The sequence below is a fragment of the Streptomyces sp. NPDC002125 genome, assembly GCF_053593715.1.
Genome location: NZ_JBSFDD010000001.1, coordinates 395,596 through 414,378 on the forward strand (window position 1 = coordinate 395,596; position 18,783 = coordinate 414,378).

Here is an 18,783-nt window from a genome sequence, read left to right on the forward strand (position 1 = left end):
CAGCACCCCCCTGACCGAGCGCGTACCGCCCGTCCGACGCGTGCCCGTACCGACAGGCGGCATGGGCGCCGTCCCCGTATGAAAGACGGACCGAGGGAGCACACCAAGCCCAGCCGAGCCTCATATTCGTAAGCCAGAAGGGCCTATTGAGTGTGAAATCCAAGGCACGAGCAAGTGAACGCAGCGCCTGATGGTGTGTCTGATGTTTTTCTTCAGGCAACCATTGATGGCCTGACGAGTGCGGTGTTTTAGTGACGCATCCCGATCGGAGACAGTGTCCTCTTATAGGAGACAGCGCATTGGCCACCCAGATCCTCACCTCCTCGCTCAAGACGCTGGAGGTTCTCGCCGCCCTCGCCGACGAGCCGCACGGTGTGGGTGTCTCCGATCTCGCCCGTCGCACGGGGGGCAGCCGGGGCTATGTGCACCGGCAGCTGGTGACCCTGTGCGCGGGCGGCTGGGCCGAGCAGGCGGAGGACGGGACCTACCGGCTCAGCCTGCGTGTCTCACGGCTCTCCGACGCGGCGTTCGCCCAGGCCGGACTCGGTCACCGGGCCACCGCCGCGATGGAGGAACTGGCCGCTCTGGTCGACGAGACGGTCTCACTGGCCGTCCTGGACGGCGACTCGGCCCGGATCGTGCAGCGGGTCGAGGTCGACCGGCTGCTGCGTGTGGACGCCCGGATAGAGGCGCGGATGCCGATCTCGGACACCGCCTCCGGCCGGGTGCTCACCGCGTGGGCTCTGCCGCACGACCTGGAGGCACTGCGGGAGGCGGGCGTGTCCACCGCCACCGACTCGGAGCTGGAGCACATCCGGCACACCGGCTTCGCGATCTCGCTGCCGAACCGGCTGGAGCCGACGGTCGCCGTCGCGGCCCCGGTCTTCGACGCCAGGCGCCGGGTGATGGCGGCTCTGTCCGTGGTCGGCCCGATGGTCCGCTTCGACGCCGAGGCGGCGGCGGCCGACGCCATGGCCTGCGCGGCCCGGGTCACCAAGATCGTCTCCGGGAGCAGGTGACCGCCGCCGTCCGACCGCCGACCGGGCCCTGACCCGGACCCCCGTCCGCACCACCCCACCACATCCGCGCAGGCCCCACCGGCTCCTCGCCCGCCCGGGCGCGGCCCCTCGCGGGCCCGGCGCCGCCGTCCCCGACCGGGGCGTGCCCCGCCGTGTCGCCGTCCCCCGCACCGCTTCGCGACCGGTCCTCACCCTGTCTCCGGCCGTGCCTTCGCAGCACGCTCCCCGCACACGCGTGGCTTCGGGCCGCCTCCTGCCCTGCCACCGCCCACTACCCAACTCGTCGCCAGCGCGGGCCGGTTCGACCGGCCCCGGCGACGTCCGCCGCCCCATGGCGGCACCGCACCGCACGACCCGCACGAAAGGAATCATCCGTGGCACCACAGCCCAGCGCTGCCGGACCCGTCGGCCGGCCGGCCGACGAGATCATGACTCCGGCCGCCCTCTCCTCCTTGCAGGCCGGGCGTCTGTCGTCGGCCCGCTCCCTGGTCAACCGGATGCTCCGCGAGCGGTGGCGCGTCGAGCGCCGTTCCCTGACCGTCGACGCGGACGGCGGCGGCGAGGCCGTCTACCGCATCCACGCCGCGGGCCGCGTGATGGACTTCGTGGCCTTCGCCTTCCCGCCCTCCTCGCAGGAGCGCACCCTGCGCATCTTCGACCTCGGGTGGGACATGATGGGCGCCCTCCTCGACGGCCCCGCCACACCGGAGGACGTCGAGCACACCCGTAACGAGATGCCCCGGCTCTACCACGGACGTGCGACCGCGCACACGCTGACCTGGTGCCGCGCCAACCGTTCGCTGCGCGTCTTCGAGCACGTCGTCGGGGCCCTGGCCGAGGGGCGGCAGCCCGACACCGTCGCACTCGCCCGCGTCGGCTATCTCATGCGCAACATCGGTCTCGACGGCAACGGCACCTTCGGCACCTGCACCTTCCTCGCGTACGGCGAGGACCATCCGCTCGCGGTGCCCTACCACGCCCAGTTGCTGTCCGCCTACATGATGCGGGAGCTCAGCGCGGACCTCGTCGAGGCGCTGGCCGCCCGCCGCTCGGACACGGCGGTGGCACTCGACCCCGAGGTGCGCCGCTTCCTCGGCGTCGGCAACAGCTCCGCGCTGGGCCTGGTCCTGTGGGTGGGCAACCACCCGGTGCTGGTGGACCGCTGGATCTCGCTGCGCGAGCAGGCCCTCGCCCACGCACGCGGCCTCGCGGCGGCCCCCGGTTCCGGCGTGGCGGACACGCTGGTCGCCCTGCTGGAGCGGGCCGTGGTCCACCAGAGCGAGGACGTCAACGAGTACACCTGCTTCACCCCCGCCGCGCGGATCGTCGCCGACCTGCGCCGTGTGCTCGACACGATCCCCGTACGCGCCGCCTCCGCCGGGGCGGACGGCCGGGTGCCGACGGTGGCGGAGCTGGTCGACGGCGTCGAGGGCGTCTGCGCCGAGGCCGCCGAGGTGGTCAACTCCGCCCTCACCGAGCTGGACCCCGTGGAGTCGGACCGGCTCGCGGCGGGCCTCACCGTCGAGGAGACGTTCCGCCGGGACGGGTCGGCATCCGCCGGTGAGCTGCGCGCCCTGCTCGCCGACCGTTACGCCTGGGCACTCGCCGTCGACCGCACCGCGCCCGGCGCGGTCGACAACACCTGGTACAAGTCGCGGTCCGCCGAGGAACCCCGGTGCGGCGCCACCGCCGAACTGCCCGAGGGCACCGTCGATCTCACCGTCGACGTGCCCGGCATGGTCCAGCACCTCGACGGCGTACTGGCGGCCGAGGACCCGGCCCTGCCCGTCGGACGGCTCCTCGCGCGCCGCCCGGAACTGCGGGGAGCCGTGGAGCGCCTCCAGTCCCTCGCCGGGCACGCGTACGCCGTCCCGCACGCCAACATCCGCGACGCCGCCTTCGTGCCCGCCCAGATCATCCGCCTGGCGAACGCCGCCCTCTACGGCCTCGAACGCACCAAGGACTACCTGGGCCGTGATCTGCGCGGCGTCATCTTCCAGGGCGCGCCCACCGCGGCCGACCTGGGGGACGCCGACGCCGCCGGACCGTGGTTCTGGCCCGCCGTACCGCACCCCGCGGACACCGTCGTCCTCGACGCGCCCGCCCTCCCGAACGGAGCCGCCCGATGACCTCCGCCACGCTCGTCAGCGGCCAGGGAAGCGACGGGGCGGCCGACCGCCTCGGCCGCACCTGGCAGAACGCCTCCGACGCCGAGACCCTGCGGCTCTCGCTGCGCGAACTGCGGCTCGTCACCGAGCGGTTGCTCCAGGCCCAGGGGCTCGCGCTCGGTGCCGTACCCGCCGTACGCGACCTGGTCCTGCACGCCCAGTCCGCCGGGCTGCCCGCTCTCGAATACCTCGCCGAGGGGCTCAGCGACGCCGACCGCGCCGGTTCGGGCCGGGTGGAGATCGCCGCCGAGGCCCCGGACAGGCTCGTGGCCGACTGTCTCGGCCAGAGCGCCCTGGTCGTCGCCCCCGCGCTGCTCGACCTGCTCCAGGCCGAGTCCGGGGAGCGGGTCGTCCTGTGGGCCGGGCGCATCACGCGGGCCGGGCTCGCCGCCGTACTGGAGCACCAGGGCGCCGACCGGGGTGTGGTCGTCACGGTGACGCCCGCCCCCTCGGACACCGCACCGGAGGCCGGACTGCCGCCGGTACCCGCGGCCCTGGCCGGCGAGGGCGTGCTCCTCGTCATGGAGCGCCGCGCACCCGAACCGCCGGACGATCCCGAGCTGTCGCGTCTCCTGCCGCTCGTCGGCTCGCTGCCCGCCGCCCGCGCGGTGCGCACCGGGGTGGAGACCCCGGCCGCCCTGTGGTGGCCGTTGTTCGAGGAGTCCGCCCGCGCGCTGTCCACGGAGTCGGTGACCTCCCTCAAGCACGCGGGCGCGACCGCCGTGGACGAGAACGGCGTGATCGAACCCGACCTCACCGACGACGTGGACTTCGCCGGCCCCGCGGCGACGGACGACTTGGAGCAGTGATGAACATCGACGGACTCGAGTGCGGCATCTTCAACCGGACGGTCTTCGAGGAACTGCGGGCCGGGCGCGTGGACTGCGTGACCAACACCATCGCGTTCTGGGAGAACGCGGCGGAGACCATGCGGGCCCTCGCCGGCTGGTACGGCATGGAGCGCGACAACGCCGATCTCATACGGATCGCGTACTCCACGGCCGACATCGAGGCGGCGGCGGCCGAGGGCCGGACCGCCGTCCTCATGGGGACCCAGAACGCGTCCCCGATCGAGGACCGGCTCGACAACATCGAGCTGTTCGCCCGCATGGGCCTGCGCGTCATGCAGCTCACCTACAACATCCAGAACACCCTGGGTGCGAGCTGTTACGAGACCACGGACGCCGGTCTGACCCGCTTCGGCCGCAACGCCGTCGAGGAGATGAACCGCTGCGGCATCCTCGTGGACTGCTCGCACGTGGGCGACCGCACCTCGTACGACGCCATCCACGCCTCGGCCGTGCCGGTGGCGGTCAACCACGCCAATCCGCGCGAGTTCTTCGACCACGCCCGCAACAAGCGGCCCGAGGTCCTCGACGCGCTCGCGGAGCGGGGCGGGGTGCTCGGCCTGACGATGTATCCGAACATCGCGGGTGAGTGGTGCGAGACCGTCGACAGCTGGTGCGAGCTGGTCGCCCGCACCGTGGAGCGGATCGGCGTCGATCACGTCGGGGTGGGCTCCGACCTCGGGCGCTTCCTCACCGAGGAGCACATGGTGGAGATGCGCAAGGGGTACTGGACACGCGGCCCCGAGTACGGCGCGGGCAAGCCCGGCCAGTCGCCGGTCGTGCCGGACCCGGAGTGGTTCGAGACGGCGGCCCAGTTCGGCAACATCCCCGAAGGACTGGCCAGGGCCGGTTTCTCCGCCGCCGAGGTCGAGAAGCTGTGCGGCGGCAACTGGCTGCGCCTGTACCGGCAGACCATCGACGTCGACCTCCAGGGCGGCCCGCCGGCCGTACCCGTACCGGCCTCCGCCGTCCAGGCCTGACCTCCCGGTCACGGCGGCGGGCCCGGACCACACGGGGCCGCCGCCGTGGGTCCGGGGTCCGGGCCCACCCGCCGAACGCACTCGCGTGCGCGCCCGGGACGCCCGGTCGAGTCGTACGCCCGGACGAGGTCGTACGCCCCGGACGCCCGAGAGCCGTACGCCCAAGTACGCCCAAGTACGCCCCGGCAGACGCTTCCCGGACGCCACCGGGAGCTGTTCCGCCCCTCCTCCCCGCCCTTCTCTCCGAGGGAGACCCCGATGCCCCACCGCCCCCTGCCGCCCCGGCCCCGGCGGCACACCCTCGCCACCCTGGCCACGGCCGCCGCCCTGACGGCCTCGCTCACCTCGTGCGCGACCGCGGGGGTCTCCGTCGAGGCGGCGCGCCACACCCTCGTCGTCGACACCGCGTTCAACGCCAAGTCCATCGACCCCGCGCGCGTCTACCAGCCCACCGACTACCTCGTCGACCACGCCCTGTACGAGACGCTGACCACCTACCGCGGCGAGGACCTGCGTACCCCCGTGTCCGGGCTGGCCGCCTCGTGGTCCAACTCCGAGGACGGGCAGTCCTGGACGTTCGCTCTCCGTGGCAACGCCCGCTTCTCCGACGGCACACCCGTGGAGGCGAGCGACGTGGTCTTCTCCTTCGACCGGCTGCGCCACGTCGACGCGAGCCCGGCCTATCTGATGGCCGGGGTGTCCGTCGAGGCAGAGGACGCACGGACCGTGGTCCTGACGACCGAGTCCCCGCGCGCCGACGTGCCCGCCATGCTCGCGACCCCGCAGTTCGGGGTGCTCAACGCCGACGCCGTGCGTGCGCACGGGGGCACCGACGCGAAGGACGCGGCCACCGAGGACTCGGCCGAGGCCTGGCTGAACACGGAGTCCGCGGGGTCCGGGCCGTACCGGCTGAAGAGCTACAGCAACTCCTCGCAGATCGTCCTGGAGGCCAACCCGGAGTACGCCGGTGACGCACCGGCGTATCCCAGGGTGATCATCAGGAACGTGCCGTCCGCCCAGCAGCAGTTGCTCGGGGTGCAGTCGGGCGACTCGCAGATCGCCCTCGACATCTCGGCGCTCCAGACCAAGGGCCTGCACGACGACGGACTGGTGGTGGACGACAGCCGGGCCGCCGAGGTGCTCTACCTCGCGGTCAGCCGCGGGAAGGGCCTGCCCACCGCGTCCGCCGACATACAGCGGGCCATCCGTCTCGGCATCGACTACGAGGGCCTCACCGAGATCGCGGGCCCGGGGTCCACCCAGGCGACCGGCATCCTGCCGACCGTCTTCACCGGGGGTCTCGGCAAGGAGGACGCCGCCGCACACGACCCCCGCGCGGCCCGCGCCCTCGTCGAGAAGGCGAAGAAGGAACGGGGCCTGGAGAAGATCGAGCTGACCCTCGACTACGCCAGTGACTACCACCGCCTGGCGGGCCTCGACTACGGCGTCCTCGCCCAGCGCCTCCAGAGCGATCTGGGGAAGATCGGCATCACCGTCACGCTCCGGCCCTCGCCCACGTCGACCTCCCTCCAGCGTTATGTGGACGGCGCGACGGAGCTCGCCCTGTGGTCCTACCCACCGGACTACCTCGACCCGCAGAACATCCTCGGTTTCGGGCCGGGCGACTTCCTCTCCAAGCGGGTGCACTGGCCTGCGAAGGACGCCCCCGGGCTCGCCGCCCTCACGACGAAGGCGTACGGGTCGGTCGAGGAGCGGGACCGGCTCACCGCCTACACGGCGTGGAACCGGGCGATGAACGAGGACAGCCCCTTCGTCCCACTGCTGGAGCCGAACTTCGTCACCGTGGCCTCGTCCGAGGTCACCGGACTGGTCCGTAACCCTCTCTACTACCTCGATCTGGCCGCACTCGGCCGCTCGGAGGGGTGAATCCATGACCGACACCGCCCCCGGCACGGTCCTCGCCGGACCGGACCCCGCGAAGGTCACTCCCCGTGTCCGCCGCAGGATGCCGCCCCTGCTGACGTACGCCCTGCGCCGCGTCGCCTCCTCGGTGCTGATCGTCTTCGGCGTCACCCTGGTGACCTTCCTGCTCAGCTCCGTCGTCCCGGCGGACCCGGCCACCGCCAACCTCGGCCAGCGTGCCCTGGACGACCCCGGGATCGTCGCCCGTTACCGCGCCGAGCAGGGCCTGGACCGTTCCTTGCCGGTGCAGTACGCCTCCTACCTCGGCAATCTCGTCACCGGCGATCTGGGCACCTCGCAGCAGACCCAGCGTCCGGTCCTCGACGACCTCGCCGAGAAACTGCCCGCCACCCTCGAACTCGTCGTGGTCGCCACCGTGATGGCCCTCGTCGTCGGGGTGCTGTTCGGCGTCCTCGCCGCGAAGGGGCGGGGCGGCCGGCTCGACCGGATCGCCCGCACCCTGTCACTCACCGGGGTCTCCCTGCCGACCTTCTGGATCGGCATGGTCGCCGCCGTGCTCTTCGTGAAGAACCTCGGTGTCCTGCCGGGCTCCGGCCGGCTCTCCCCCGCCCTCGACCCACCGGACCAGATCACCGGCTTCTACACGGCCGACGCCCTGCTGGGAGGCGACCTGGGCGCCTTCGCCTCGGCCGCCGCCCATCTCGTACTCCCCGCCTCCGTCCTCGCCCTGTCGGTCATCGGCATGGTGCTGCGCTTCACCCGCAGCGCCGTGCTGGAGGCGCTGTCGTCCGACTTCGTCAAGGCGGGGCGCGCCAAGGGACTTCGCGGCCGTGGCGTCCTGTGGGGCTACGCGGTGCGCTCGGCCTCCGGCCAGCTGATCACCGCCACCACCCTCTCCTTCAGCCTGCTGCTCGCCGCGACCGTCTACATCGAGCAGCAGTTCTCCTGGAACGGCATCGGCCAGTACGCCTTCCGCAGTTCGACCAATCTCGACCTTCCCGCCGTGATGGGTGTCTCCATCCTCATCGCCCTGGTCTTCGTCGTGGTCAACCTGGTCGCCGACCTGCTGTACGCCGCCTTCGACCCGAGGATCCGACTGTCATGACCGCCACTCCCGCCCCGGTCACCGCACCGGGCCGCCGTACGGGACGGGTGGCCGGCGCCTGGCGCTGGGCGCGCCGCAACCCCGCACAGGGCGTCGCCGCAGGTGTGCTGCTCCTGTGGCTGATCGTCATCGCGCTCGCCCCGCTGCTCGCTCCGTACGACCCGCTCGACCAGAGCGCGGTGCCCTTGGAGGGCGCCTCGTCCGCGCACTGGCTGGGGACCGACCCCGCCGGGCGCGACGTGCTCTCCCGCGTCCTGTACGGAGCCCGGCTGTCCGTCCCCGTCGGCCTGCTGCTCATCACGGCGACCGCCGTGATCGGCACGGTGGTCGGTCTCGTCGCGGGCTTCTTCGGCGGCTGGGTCGACGAGGTCCTGATGCGCGTCACGGACGTCGTGTTCGCCTTCCCGGTCATCATCCTGGCGATGGCCGTGGCCGCCTCGCTCGGCCCGTCCCTGCCCAACTCCGTCCTCGCGGGTGCCCTGGTCTGGTGGCCGGGCTACGCGCGCACCGTCCGCTCGACCGTGCTCTCGCTGCGCGAGTCGGACTTCGTGCACGCCAACCGGCTCGCCGGGGTCGGCTCGGTCCGCTCGATCCTCGTGGACCTGGTGCCCGGGGTGGCCGGCTCGCTGCTCGTCCTCGCCATGCTCGACGTCGGCGGCGCGATCCTGCTGCTCGCCGGGCTGTCCTTCCTCGGGCTCGGTGCCAGGCCACCGGCCGCCGAATGGGGATCGATGATCTCCGAGGCCTCGCAGTACTTCAACCAGTGGTGGCTCGCGGTCGTCCCCGGCCTCGCCATCGTCTCGGTCGTGGTCGCCTTCAACGTCCTGGGCGACGCCCTGCGCGACCGGCTCGACCCCAAACTCTCGACGGCTGGAGAACGGTGATGAGTGGGGACAACGTCCTTGGCACGCACGACGACGGCGGCACCGGTGGCCCTGCCCCGGTCGTCGACGGTACGGCCACCGGCCTGCCACTGGAATCCCGTGCGGGTACCGGCACCGCCCGCACCGGGACCGCCTCGGCGGACACGGCCGAACCTCTGCTGCGCGTCAGTGGACTGACCGTGACGCTGCCCCGGGCCGGACGTGACATCACGCTGGTGGACGGCGTGGACCTGGAGGTGCGCCCCGGGGAGGTGCTCGGTGTCGCCGGGGAGTCCGGCAGCGGCAAGACGGTGACCGGCATGACCCTGGTCGGCCTCGGACCCGACCGGGCGTCCGTCACCGGATCGGTCCGCTTCGACGGCCGGGAACTGGTCGGGCTGCCCGACAGGGAGTGGGCGCGGGTGCGCGGCCGGGACATCGCGGTCGTCTTCCAGGACCCCTCCTCCGCCCTGCACCCGATGCTCACGGTCGGACGGCAGATCACCGACCACGTACGCCGCCACCAGGGCATCAGCCGCAAGCAGGCCGCGGCCCGCGCGGTCGAGCTCCTGGACCTGGTGCGCATCCCCGGTGGGGCCTCGGCCGCCGCCCGCTACCCTCACCAGTTCTCCGGTGGCATGCGCCAGCGCATCGCCATCGCCTCCGCCCTGGCCTGCGGTCCACGCCTGCTCATCGCCGACGAGCCGACCACGGCCCTCGACGTCACCGTCCAGGCCGGGATCGTGGAACTCCTGGACGAGCTACGGCGCGAGACGGGCATGGCCGTCCTCATGGTCACCCACGACCTCGGCGTGCTGTCCTCGGTCGCCGACCGGATCGCCGTCTTCTACTCCGGCCGTGTCATCGAGACCGGCACCGTCGGCGAGGTCATCGGCGCGCCCCAGCATCCGTACACACGCGGTCTGTTGCAGGCGCTGCCGCACGCCTCGCTCGGGGAGCGCTCCGCCGTCGGGCACGCCGTGCCGCTGCGGCCCATCCCCGGCTCCGCGCCCGCCGCCGGCGCCCTCGGGCCCGGCTGCCCGTTCCGGCCGCGCTGCTCCTCGGCCGTCGACGGCTGCGACCGCGAGCGCCCGGTGCCGGTCCACATCGGCCCCACCCGTACGGTCGCCTGCCTGCTGGCCGAGCCCGGCACAGCCCGTCCGGCCGACGGCCCGCCGGGCCCCGGCACCGCCCGCCGGGCAGGCGTCCCCTCGAACCCCGGCGCCGTCCTCGCGGCCGGCGCCCCCGTAAGGAGGAAGGCATGAGCGTGAACGCGAGCCGGCCGGCACCCCTGCTCCGCGTCGAGGACGTGGTCGTCGAGTACCCGCGCAAGGGACTGCCTCCGATGCGCGCCCTGGCGGGCGTCGGCCTGGAGATCGCGCCGGGAGAAGTGGTCGGCATCGTCGGGGAGTCGGGCTGCGGAAAGTCCACGCTGGCCCGCGCCGTCACCGGCCTCGCCCCGGCACACACAGGGTCGGTCACCTTCGACGGCACGCCGGTCGGCGCGATGGGCCGGCGTCGCCGCGCCCCCGGTCTGCTGCCGTTGCAGATGGTCTTCCAGGATCCGAACGCCTCGCTCAACCCACGGCGCACCATCGGCGCGCAGATCCAGGAGGTCGTGGTGGCGCGCGAGCGCGCGCGGGGCGCCGGGCGCCGCCGCGGCGACCCGGAGAACGCGCGTGAGGCCGTCGAGGCGCTGCGCCGCGTCGGCCTTCCGGACGGGGCGGCGGAGAAGTATCCGCACGAGTTCTCCGGCGGCCAGCGGCAACGGGCGGCGATCGCCCGGGCACTCGCCTCCCGTCCGAAGATGATCGTCGCGGACGAACCGGTGTCCGCACTGGACGCCTCGGCGCAGGCCGCGGTGGCGAATCTGCTGCGGGACCTGTCGCGCGAGGAGGGCATCGCCCTCGCGTTCATCTCCCACGACCTGGCGGTGGTCGGCGCGCTCGCCGACCGGGTGGTGGTCATGTATCTGGGCCGTGTCGTCGAGACGGGCACCGTCGAACAGATCTTCAACGCGCCACAGCACCCCTACACCCAGGCCCTGCTGGCGGCCGTACCGGTGCCGGACGGCTCCGGCACCCGCCCCCGGGCGCTGACCGGCGAGGTCCCGGACCCGAGCAGCCCGCCGCCCGGATGCCGCTTCCACCCCCGTTGCCCGCTCGCCGTCGACCGCTGCCGCACCGACGAACCGGTGCTGCTGCGGGCGCCGGGGGCACCTGCGGAGTCCGGGGTGGCCTGCTGGGTCGCGCAGGAGTCCGGTCCGGCCACGCACACGGCACCGGTTACGGCACCAGTTACGGTTACGGCTACGGACTGAGGTGCGGTGGGGCCGCCGGCCACGGGCCGGTGTGCCGGGCCGCCGGGCGCGGAGGGGACACCCCCGTGCCCGGCGGCCACACGCCCCCGTGCCCGGCGGCCGCGCGCTCAGCGCGGTCAGGGGTCAGACCGCCGCCGGGAGCACGTCCTCCAGCTCCTGGAGCAACCGCCGCTTCGGCCGGGCGCCGACCATGGACTTCACCGGTTCGCCGTCCTGGAAGACCATCAGCGTCGGCATCGACAGCACCGCGTAGCGGCTGGTGATGTCCGGGTTGTGGTCCACGTCGATCTGGACGACCTTCAGCCGGCCGGCCTCCTCCCTGGCGATCGCGCTGAGCACCGGGGCGAGCTGGCGGCAGGGGCCGCACCAGTCGGCGGTGAACTCGACCAGGACCGGGAGGCCCGTCCCCCGTACCTCCTCGTCGAAAGTGGTGTCGGTGACCTCGGCTACACCCTCTGCGTGGATCATCGGTCCTCGTCCTCCCAGTTCAGTTCGCATCGTGGCTCGGGGCCGCCCGGCACCTCGGCCGACGCCTCCAGTTCGGCGCGGGCCAGCTGGGCCCCCACCTCGGCTCGGACCGACTGCAACTGGTCGATGAGCGCGTCCAGTTCGCCGATCTTGCGCCGGTAGACGGCCAGTGAGGCCGGGCAGGAGTCGCCCGCCGGGTGGCCCGCGCGCAGGCAGTCGACGAAGGGGCGGGTCTCCTCCAGGTCGAACCCGAAGTCCTGGAGCGTCCGGATCTGCTGGATCAGCCGCAGATCGCCCTCGTCGTAGGTGCGGTAGCCGTTCTCCGCGCGGCGCGCCCGCAGCAGGCCGCGCGACTCGTAGTACCGCAGCGTCCGTGTGGTCGTTCCGGCGCGTTCGGCCAGTTCCCCGATTCGCATACCGCGACCGTAGTCCTTGACGTCGGCGTCAAGGCAAGCCGTGCGGCAGGGGCCGAGGTGCCCGCGTCGTCCGGAAGTTGAACGGCCGGGGCCATTGACGGCCGCCCCGCGTGCGCCTACATAACTCTGAGAGCGCTCTCACAAGTATCTTCCCGGCACCGTCCCCACCGGAGGTCCCCTTGCGTACGAGCCGCACCATCCCCCACAGACGTACGACCGTCCTCGCGGTCCTCACCGCCCTGGCCCTGGTCCTCGCCGGAGTGGTCACCGTCGCCGGTTCCGGCCCCGCCCGAGGCGACGTGCCCTCCACGCCCGGCTGGAACCTCCAGTGGAGCGACGACTTCAACGGCGCGTACCGCTCCCTGCCGTCCTCCGCGAACTGGCAGATCGACACGGGCCACGGCTATCCCGGCGGCCCGGGCAACTGGGGCACCGGAGAGATCCAGAACTACACCGCCAGCCCCGACAACGTCAGCCTCGACGGCAGCGGCAACCTCCGCATCACCCCGCTCCGCGACAGCGCGGGCAACTGGACCTCCGGCCGCATCGAGACCAGGCGGGCCGACTTCAAGGCCCCGGTCGGCGGCACCCTGCGCATCGAGGGCCGCGTCCAGATGCCGAACGTCACGGGCAACGCGGCCCTGGGGTACTGGCCCGCGTTCTGGGCCCTCGGCTCGCCCTACCGGGGCAACTACTGGAACTGGCCCGGCATCGGCGAGTTCGACATCATGGAGAACGTCAACGGGATCAACTCCGTCTGGGGCGTGCTCCACTGCGGCGTCAATCCGGGCGGCCCCTGCAACGAGACCACCGGGCTCGGCAACAGCCGCACCTGCCCCGGCGCAAGCTGCCAGTCGGCGTTCCACACGTACCGCTTCGAGTGGGACCGCGCCGTCACCCCCAACGCCCTGCGCTGGTACGTCGACGACCAGCTCTTCCCCAACGTCACGCAGAGCCAGCTGGACGCCACGACGTGGGCCGACATGACGGATCACGCCGGGTACTTCCTCCTGCTGAACCTCGCGATCGGCGGGCGTTCCCGAACGCGCTCGGCGGCTCGACGCCGACCGCCGACACCGTCCCCGGCAGGCCCATGCTCGTCGACTACGTGGGTGTCTGGACCAAGGGCGGCAGCGGGACGACCGAACCGCCCACGAACCCGCCCACCGGCTCCTCCACCCTCGTCCTGCGCAGTGGCGGCGGCCTCGGGGCCGCCCAGTCTGCCGCCTCGTCGGTGACGGTCGCGTCGGCCGGCGGGGCCAACTACGACGGCACCCCGCACAGCCCGCAGACCTTCACCGCCACGGGCATCACCCGGACGTACGACGGCGGCTCGACCCAGTTCGACCTGTTCACGGACTCGGGTACGACAGTTGCCAACGGGCAGCAGGTGAGGGTGAGTTACGACCGTACGGGCGACGGGACCTGGGACCGTACGGAGACGTACAACTACTTCGCCACCGACCCCGTCAACGGGTACGAGCACTACACACAGGCCAAGGGGCTCAAGGCCTCCACCGGGAGCCACGGGAACCTCGTGAACGGCACGGTGAAGGTGGAGATATGGAACGCCATCGGCAACGGGGCGAGCACCGTGGGAGTCGGCAACCAGTCGGTGGTCCGCATCCCGTTCGACTGAGGAGCCTTCCCGGCCTGGGCGGCCCCGGGCTCACCGACGACGTGACCGACGCCGCGCTACGCGGCGTGGGCTCGATCGATGGCTGACATGCCGGTACCGATCGCTGACACGAACGCGCTGTACCGGCGCTGTACCGGCTCTTCACACCCAAGGACCCCCGTCACCCCGAACACGGACGCGGCCGGTACGGGGGTCCCGTACCGGCCGCGTCCGATGTACCCGCGCGCTACACCTTGACCAGCGAGGGCTGCTCCTCGCCGCCGTCCCTGGCGTCGGGGACCTGCGGCTCGCCGGTGTGGGCGTCGTCCGTCATCGTCTTCTCGTCGAAGGGCAGAGCGCCGGAGAGGACCTGGTCCACCCGGGCCCGGTCGATCTCCTTGGTCCAGGTGCCGACCAGCACCGTGGCGACCGCGTTGCCCGCGAAGTTCGTCAGAGCGCGGGCCTCGCTCATGAAGCGGTCGATGCCGACGATCAGGCCGACGCCGTCGACCAGTTCGGGCCGGTGCGACTGGAGGCCGCCGGCGAGGGTGGCCAGTCCGGCGCCGGTGACGCCCGCCGCGCCCTTGGAGGCGATCACCATGAAGACGAGCAGCGAGATCTGCTCCCCGATGGTCAGCGGGTCGCCCGTCGCGTTGGCGATGAAGAGCGAGGCCATCGTGAGGTAGATCGCGGTGCCGTCGAGGTTGAAGGAGTAGCCGGTCGGCACGGTGATGCCGACGACGGGCTTGCTGACGCCCATGTGCTCCATCTTCGCGATAAGCCTCGGCAGGGCCGACTCGGACGACGAGGTGGAGAGGATCAGCAGGAACTCACGGCCCAGGTACTTCAGCAGCGTGAGGATGTTGACCCCGGCCACCAGGCGCAGGATCGCTCCCAGGATGAGGAAGACGAAGAGCGCACAGGTGACGTAGAAGCCGATCATGATGATCGCGAGGGACTTCAGCGCGTCCACGCCGGTCTCGCCGACCACTGCCGCCATCGCGCCGAACGCGCCGACCGGGGCGGCCCACATGATCATGGCGAGGATGCGGAAGACGAGGCGCTGGATGTGCCCGATGCCACGCAGGACCGGTTCACCGGCCGAGCCCATGGCCTGGAGCGCGAAGCCCGCGAGCAGGGCGATGAGCAGGGTCTGGAGGACCTCGCCCTCGGTGAAGGCGGACACCATGGTGGTGGGGATGATACCGAGCAGGAAGTCCGTGGTGGACTCGCTGTCTCCCGCCTGCGCCTCACCGGCGGCGCGGGCGGCCTCGGTGAGGTGGAGGCTGGAGCCGGGCTCCAGGAGGTTGCCGACGACCAGGCCGATGGCCAGGGCGACCGTCGACATGACCAGGAAGTACCCGAGGGCGAGACCGCCGACGGCGCCGACCTTGGCTGCCTTCCGTACGGAGCCGACCCCCAGCACGATCGTGCAGAAGATGATCGGCGAGATCATCATCTTGATGAGGTTGACGAAGCCGGTGCCGATCGGCTTGAGCTCGACGGCGAAGTCGGGAGCCACGAGGCCCACCGTGATGCCCAGCACCACGGCGGCGATCACGGCCAGGTAGAGATAATGGGTACGGTCCCGGCGAGCGGCTTTCTCTGCCACGGGGGTCTCCTCGGATATGCGACGGCTCCCCGTCCCTGGGGGCCCCGGTGACTATTCACTTCCCTGTGACCGCCGTCACCCTTGCGTTCATATCGTTCACGGACGTTTTCGAGCCACCTTGGGCCGCAGGTCGGCGGCAGGCAGACTGGTGGCCATGCGCCTGCCCCGTACCCTCCCCCGCAGCCTGGCCGGCCAGCTGTTCGCGATGCAGGCCCTGCTCGTGGCGGCGGTGGTGGCCGGGTGCGCCTTCTTCGCGTACGCCTCCGGCCGGTCCCAGGCGGAGGAGACCGCTGCCCGCCAGGTGCGGGCCGCCGCCCTCGCCATGGCCGGATCGCCGTCCGTGCGGGAGGCGATCCGTACGCCGGACCCGTCCGCCGTGCTCCAGCCGTACGCGGAGCGGGTCCGCGAGGACACCGGGATCGCCTTCGTCACGATCATGGATCCGCAGGGCGTCCGCTGGACCCACCCCGACCCCGGCGAGATCGGCAGGAGCTTCATCGGGCACACCGAGCGCGCGCTGCTCGGCGAGACCTTCGAGGAGACCTACACCGGCACGCTGGGGCCCTCGATACGGGTCGTCACCCCGGTCAGGGACGAGGGCAGGATCGTCGGCCTGGTCAGCGCGGGCATCACGGTCGAGCGGGTGTCCACCCAGGTGCGGGAGCAGCTCGGCGCCCTGGGGACGGCGGCGGGCGCCGCGCTGCTGATCGGCGCGCTCGGGACGTACGTCATCAACGCCCGGCTGCGCAGGCATACGCACGGGATGAACGCCCGGGAGCTGAGCCGGATGCACACCTACCACGAGGCGACGCTGCACGCGGTGCGCGAGGGGCTGCTGATGCTGGACGGACAGCGCCGGGTCGCCCTGATCAACGACGCGGGCCGGGAGCTCCTGGGCCTGGCGCCCGGGGCGGTCGGGCGCGGGGTCGACGAACTCGCGCTGCCCGCGCCGCTCACCGGGGCGCTCCTGGACTCCGAGCCGCGGGTGGACGAGGTCCATCTGACGGCGGACCGGGTGATCGTCGTCAACACCAGCCCGGTGGTCGGCGGCGAGCGGCGCGGCACGGTGGTGACCCTGCGGGACCACACCGAGCTCCAGGCGCTGTCGGGCGAGCTGGACTCGGAGCGCGGCTTCACCCAGGCGCTGCGTTCGCAGGCCCATGAGGCGGCGAACCGGCTGCACACCGTGGTGTCGCTGATCGAGCTCGGCCGCGTCGACGAGGCGGTGGAGTTCGCGACGGCCGAGCTGGAGCTCGCGCAGGAGCTCACCGACCGGGTGGTGGGAGCGGTGGCCGAGCCGGTGCTCGCGGCGCTGCTGCTCGGCAAGGCGGCGCAGGCCAACGAGCGGGGTGTGGAGCTGGTGCTCGCGCGGGACAGCCTGATCGACGACGGGGCACTGCCCCGGACGCTGGCCGCGCGGGATCTGGTCACGATCCTCGGGAATCTGATCGACAACGCGGTGGACGCCGCGTCGGAGTCGGCGCGGGGCGACGGTGGCGGCCCGGTCCCCGCGCAGCGCACCGCGACGCGCGCCCTGGTCACCGTCACCGCGCGCACGGAGGCCGGCGAGCTGCTGCTGAAGGTGGCGGACACCGGCGACGGGATCGGCCCGGACGAGGCGGACGAGGTCTTCCGCCGGGGCTGGAGCACGCACGGCGCGGGCCGCGGCCTGGGCCTGGCACTCGTGCGGCAGGCGGCCCACCGCAACGGCGGGACGGTGACGCTCGGCCGGGCGCCGGACGGCGGCGCGGAGTTCACGGTGCGGCTGCCGCTCAGCGGCCGCGTGGCGGAGACCGGGGCGGTCACGGCATGAGCGGGACGGGCAGCACCGGCGGGACGGCCGCCACCGGCGGGACGAGCAGCACAGGCGGGACGAGCAGCACCGGCGGGACAGGCAGCACCGGCGGGACGGCCGGCGCCGGTGCCACGGGCGGCCCCGGCGACCCGATCCGCGTACTGGTCGTGGAGGACGACCCGGTGGCCGCCGACGCCCATCAGCTGTACGTGGGCCGGGTGCCGGGCTTCGAGGTCGCCGCGGTCGCCCACTCCCGGGCGGAGGCCGTGCGCGCGCTGGAGCGCACGGAGGTGGATCTGCTGCTGCTCGATCTGTATCTGCCCGACGGGCACGGTCTGCAGCTGCTGCGCTCGCTGCGGGCGGCGGGCCACGGAGCCGACGTCATCGCCGTGACGTCGGCCCGCGATCTGGCGGTGGTGCGGGAAGGCGTGTCCCTCGGCGTCGTGCAGTACGTCCTGAAGCCGTTCACCTACCCCACCCTGCGGGACCGGCTCGTGCGCTACGCCGAGTTCCGGGCGGCGGCCGGTGAGGCGAGCGGTCAGGACGAGGTGGACCGGGCGCTGGGCGCGCTGCGCGTCCCGGACCCCGCCACGCTGCCCAAGGGGCTGAGCGGCCCGACGCTGGAGGCGGTCACCGGGGCGCTCCGGAAGGCGCCCGACGGGGTCACCGCGGCGGCGGCCGGGGAGGAGCTGGGTATCTCCCGGATCACCGCGCGCCGCTATCTGGAGCATCTGGTGACGGCCGGCCGGGCCGTGCGGCGGCCCAGCTACGGTCAGGTCGGCAGGCCTGAGCTGCACTACCACTGGGTGGCTGAAACCCGTTGATGCTCAGGGGTGCCGGCCGAGGGGTGCCCTAGGAGGATCATACGAAGGGTGAACTGATAGGAACAGCCTGTAGCCAGGCGGTTCCCGGGCTTCTACGGTGGGGCCGTGCACCCCACCCCGCCCTTCAACGCCCCCGCCGCGCGCCGCCTGCGCGAGGCTCTGGGAATGGCTCCCGGACATGTTGCGTACGGTCTCGGCGCCCAGTACGGACTTCAGATCACGGCCGAGACGGTGATGGCCTGGGAGCGCGGTACGGCGCTGCCCGGCGAGCGCGAACTGATGGCGCTGGCAGGTGTGTTGTGGTGCGCCCCGGGCGAACTGCTCTCCGCGGCCAGCACGTTGCGCGAGCACCGGATGGCCAGGGACATCGCGGTGGACGATCTGGCGCGGACGCTCGGGATGACGGCGTCGGCGTACCAGCGGATCGAGGAGTCCGGCCGCTGGCGGGGCAACGAGCGCCAGGCGGTGGCGCTCTGCGACGCGCTGGACATGTCCGCGGCGCAGTTCCTGACGGCGACCGGCCGTAACGAGGAGCTGGCCGACCTGCTCACGCGAGCGGTGACGACGCGCTGGCAGGCGTACGTGCGGCCGGTGGACAAGCTCGTACCGCTGGACCGCATCCTCCTCCAGAACGTGCTGGAGCAACTGCATGCCGATTACCAGGCCCTGATGGTGTCGACGCTGAGCTGGAACACCACGGGCCGGGACCGGGCGGGGACCGGCGGCGACGCGGGGCGGGAGTTCCTGGACCGGGTGGTCGAGGAATTCTGGCGGACGGCGGGAATCTGAGTCGGCGCGGACCGGAGCCGGCGCGAATCCGAGCGTACGGAACCGAGCCGGCGCGGATCCGAGCGTACGGAGCC

General features: G+C 72.5%; 15 protein-coding genes and 1 pseudogene. 13 read left to right on the forward strand and 3 right to left on the reverse strand.

What is annotated here, in order from left to right:
* The first annotated feature begins 299 nt into the window (after nucleotides 1–299).
* From ACWCQM_RS01710 to ACWCQM_RS01750, 9 genes are all read left to right on the forward strand, one after another.
* Complete coding sequence (locus ACWCQM_RS01710) at nucleotides 300–1,019, forward strand: IclR family transcriptional regulator (RefSeq protein ID WP_450913393.1); 720 nt, start codon at nucleotides 300–302, stop codon at nucleotides 1,017–1,019.
* 374 nt (nucleotides 1,020–1,393) lie between these two features.
* Nucleotides 1,394–3,148 (forward strand): hypothetical protein, encoded by a 1,755-nt coding sequence (locus ACWCQM_RS01715; protein ID WP_450913394.1) that lies wholly within the window; start codon nucleotides 1,394–1,396, stop codon nucleotides 3,146–3,148.
* The gene (locus tag ACWCQM_RS01720) at nucleotides 3,145–3,996 is read left to right on the forward strand and encodes a hypothetical protein (protein ID WP_450913395.1); all 852 of its coding nucleotides are present in this window, start codon (nucleotides 3,145–3,147) and stop codon (nucleotides 3,994–3,996) included. Before ACWCQM_RS01715 ends, ACWCQM_RS01720 begins: the two co-directional genes overlap by 4 nt.
* Complete coding sequence (locus tag ACWCQM_RS01725; RefSeq protein ID WP_450913396.1) at nucleotides 3,996–5,015, forward strand: dipeptidase; 1,020 nt, start codon at nucleotides 3,996–3,998, stop codon at nucleotides 5,013–5,015. The genes ACWCQM_RS01720 and ACWCQM_RS01725 overlap by 1 nt, the downstream gene beginning before the upstream one ends.
* Before the next feature lie 258 nt (nucleotides 5,016–5,273).
* Nucleotides 5,274–6,902 (forward strand): ABC transporter substrate-binding protein, encoded by a 1,629-nt coding sequence (locus ACWCQM_RS01730; protein ID WP_450913397.1) that lies wholly within the window; start codon nucleotides 5,274–5,276, stop codon nucleotides 6,900–6,902.
* Between the two features lie 4 nt (nucleotides 6,903–6,906).
* A complete protein-coding gene (locus ACWCQM_RS01735; RefSeq protein WP_450913398.1) occupies nucleotides 6,907–8,004 on the forward strand; it encodes an ABC transporter permease in 1,098 nt (365 codons plus the stop codon).
* Nucleotides 8,001–8,888, forward strand: a complete 888-nt coding sequence (locus ACWCQM_RS01740) for an ABC transporter permease (RefSeq protein WP_450913399.1) — start codon at nucleotides 8,001–8,003, stop codon at nucleotides 8,886–8,888. The genes ACWCQM_RS01735 and ACWCQM_RS01740 overlap by 4 nt, the downstream gene beginning before the upstream one ends.
* Nucleotides 8,888–10,132: an ABC transporter ATP-binding protein gene (locus tag ACWCQM_RS01745; RefSeq protein WP_450913400.1), complete on the forward strand. Its 1,245-nt coding sequence runs from the start codon at nucleotides 8,888–8,890 to the stop codon at nucleotides 10,130–10,132. Before ACWCQM_RS01740 ends, ACWCQM_RS01745 begins: the two co-directional genes overlap by 1 nt.
* Nucleotides 10,129–11,187 (forward strand): ABC transporter ATP-binding protein, encoded by a 1,059-nt coding sequence (locus ACWCQM_RS01750; protein ID WP_450913401.1) that lies wholly within the window; start codon nucleotides 10,129–10,131, stop codon nucleotides 11,185–11,187. Before ACWCQM_RS01745 ends, ACWCQM_RS01750 begins: the two co-directional genes overlap by 4 nt.
* 123 nt (nucleotides 11,188–11,310) lie before the next feature.
* Here the strand turns inward: ACWCQM_RS01750 and trxA are convergent, their stop codons facing one another.
* Nucleotides 11,311–11,655, reverse strand: coding sequence for a thioredoxin (gene trxA / locus ACWCQM_RS01755; RefSeq protein WP_450913402.1), 345 nt, complete (start codon nucleotides 11,653–11,655; stop codon nucleotides 11,311–11,313).
* Complete coding sequence (locus tag ACWCQM_RS01760) at nucleotides 11,652–12,071, reverse strand: MerR family transcriptional regulator (protein ID WP_450913403.1); 420 nt, start codon at nucleotides 12,069–12,071, stop codon at nucleotides 11,652–11,654. Before ACWCQM_RS01760 ends, trxA begins: the two co-directional genes overlap by 4 nt.
* Before the next feature lie 179 nt (nucleotides 12,072–12,250).
* Between ACWCQM_RS01760 and ACWCQM_RS01765 the strand changes: the two are divergent.
* A pseudogene (locus tag ACWCQM_RS01765) lies at nucleotides 12,251–13,710 on the forward strand (glycoside hydrolase family 16 protein).
* A gap of 226 nt (nucleotides 13,711–13,936) precedes the next feature.
* On the opposite strand, the gene ACWCQM_RS01770 reads toward ACWCQM_RS01765, so the two are convergent.
* Complete coding sequence (locus tag ACWCQM_RS01770) at nucleotides 13,937–15,301, reverse strand: cation:dicarboxylate symporter family transporter (RefSeq protein WP_450913404.1); 1,365 nt, start codon at nucleotides 15,299–15,301, stop codon at nucleotides 13,937–13,939.
* Nucleotides 15,302–15,455: 154 nt separating this feature from the next.
* Between ACWCQM_RS01770 and ACWCQM_RS01775 the strand changes: the two genes are divergently transcribed.
* The 3 genes from ACWCQM_RS01775 to ACWCQM_RS01785 all read left to right on the forward strand — a co-directional run bounded on the left by ACWCQM_RS01775 (nucleotide 15,456) and on the right by ACWCQM_RS01785 (nucleotide 18,709).
* The gene (locus tag ACWCQM_RS01775) at nucleotides 15,456–17,114 is read left to right on the forward strand and encodes a sensor histidine kinase (protein ID WP_450913405.1); all 1,659 of its coding nucleotides are present in this window, start codon (nucleotides 15,456–15,458) and stop codon (nucleotides 17,112–17,114) included.
* On the forward strand, nucleotides 17,111–17,920 hold the full coding sequence (locus ACWCQM_RS01780; protein ID WP_450913406.1) for a response regulator: 810 nt from the start codon (nucleotides 17,111–17,113) through the stop codon (nucleotides 17,918–17,920). Before ACWCQM_RS01775 ends, ACWCQM_RS01780 begins: the two co-directional genes overlap by 4 nt.
* 165 nt (nucleotides 17,921–18,085) lie before the next feature.
* Nucleotides 18,086–18,709: a helix-turn-helix domain-containing protein gene (locus ACWCQM_RS01785; protein ID WP_450913633.1), complete on the forward strand. Its 624-nt coding sequence runs from the start codon at nucleotides 18,086–18,088 to the stop codon at nucleotides 18,707–18,709.
* Nucleotides 18,710–18,783 lie beyond the last annotated feature (74 nt).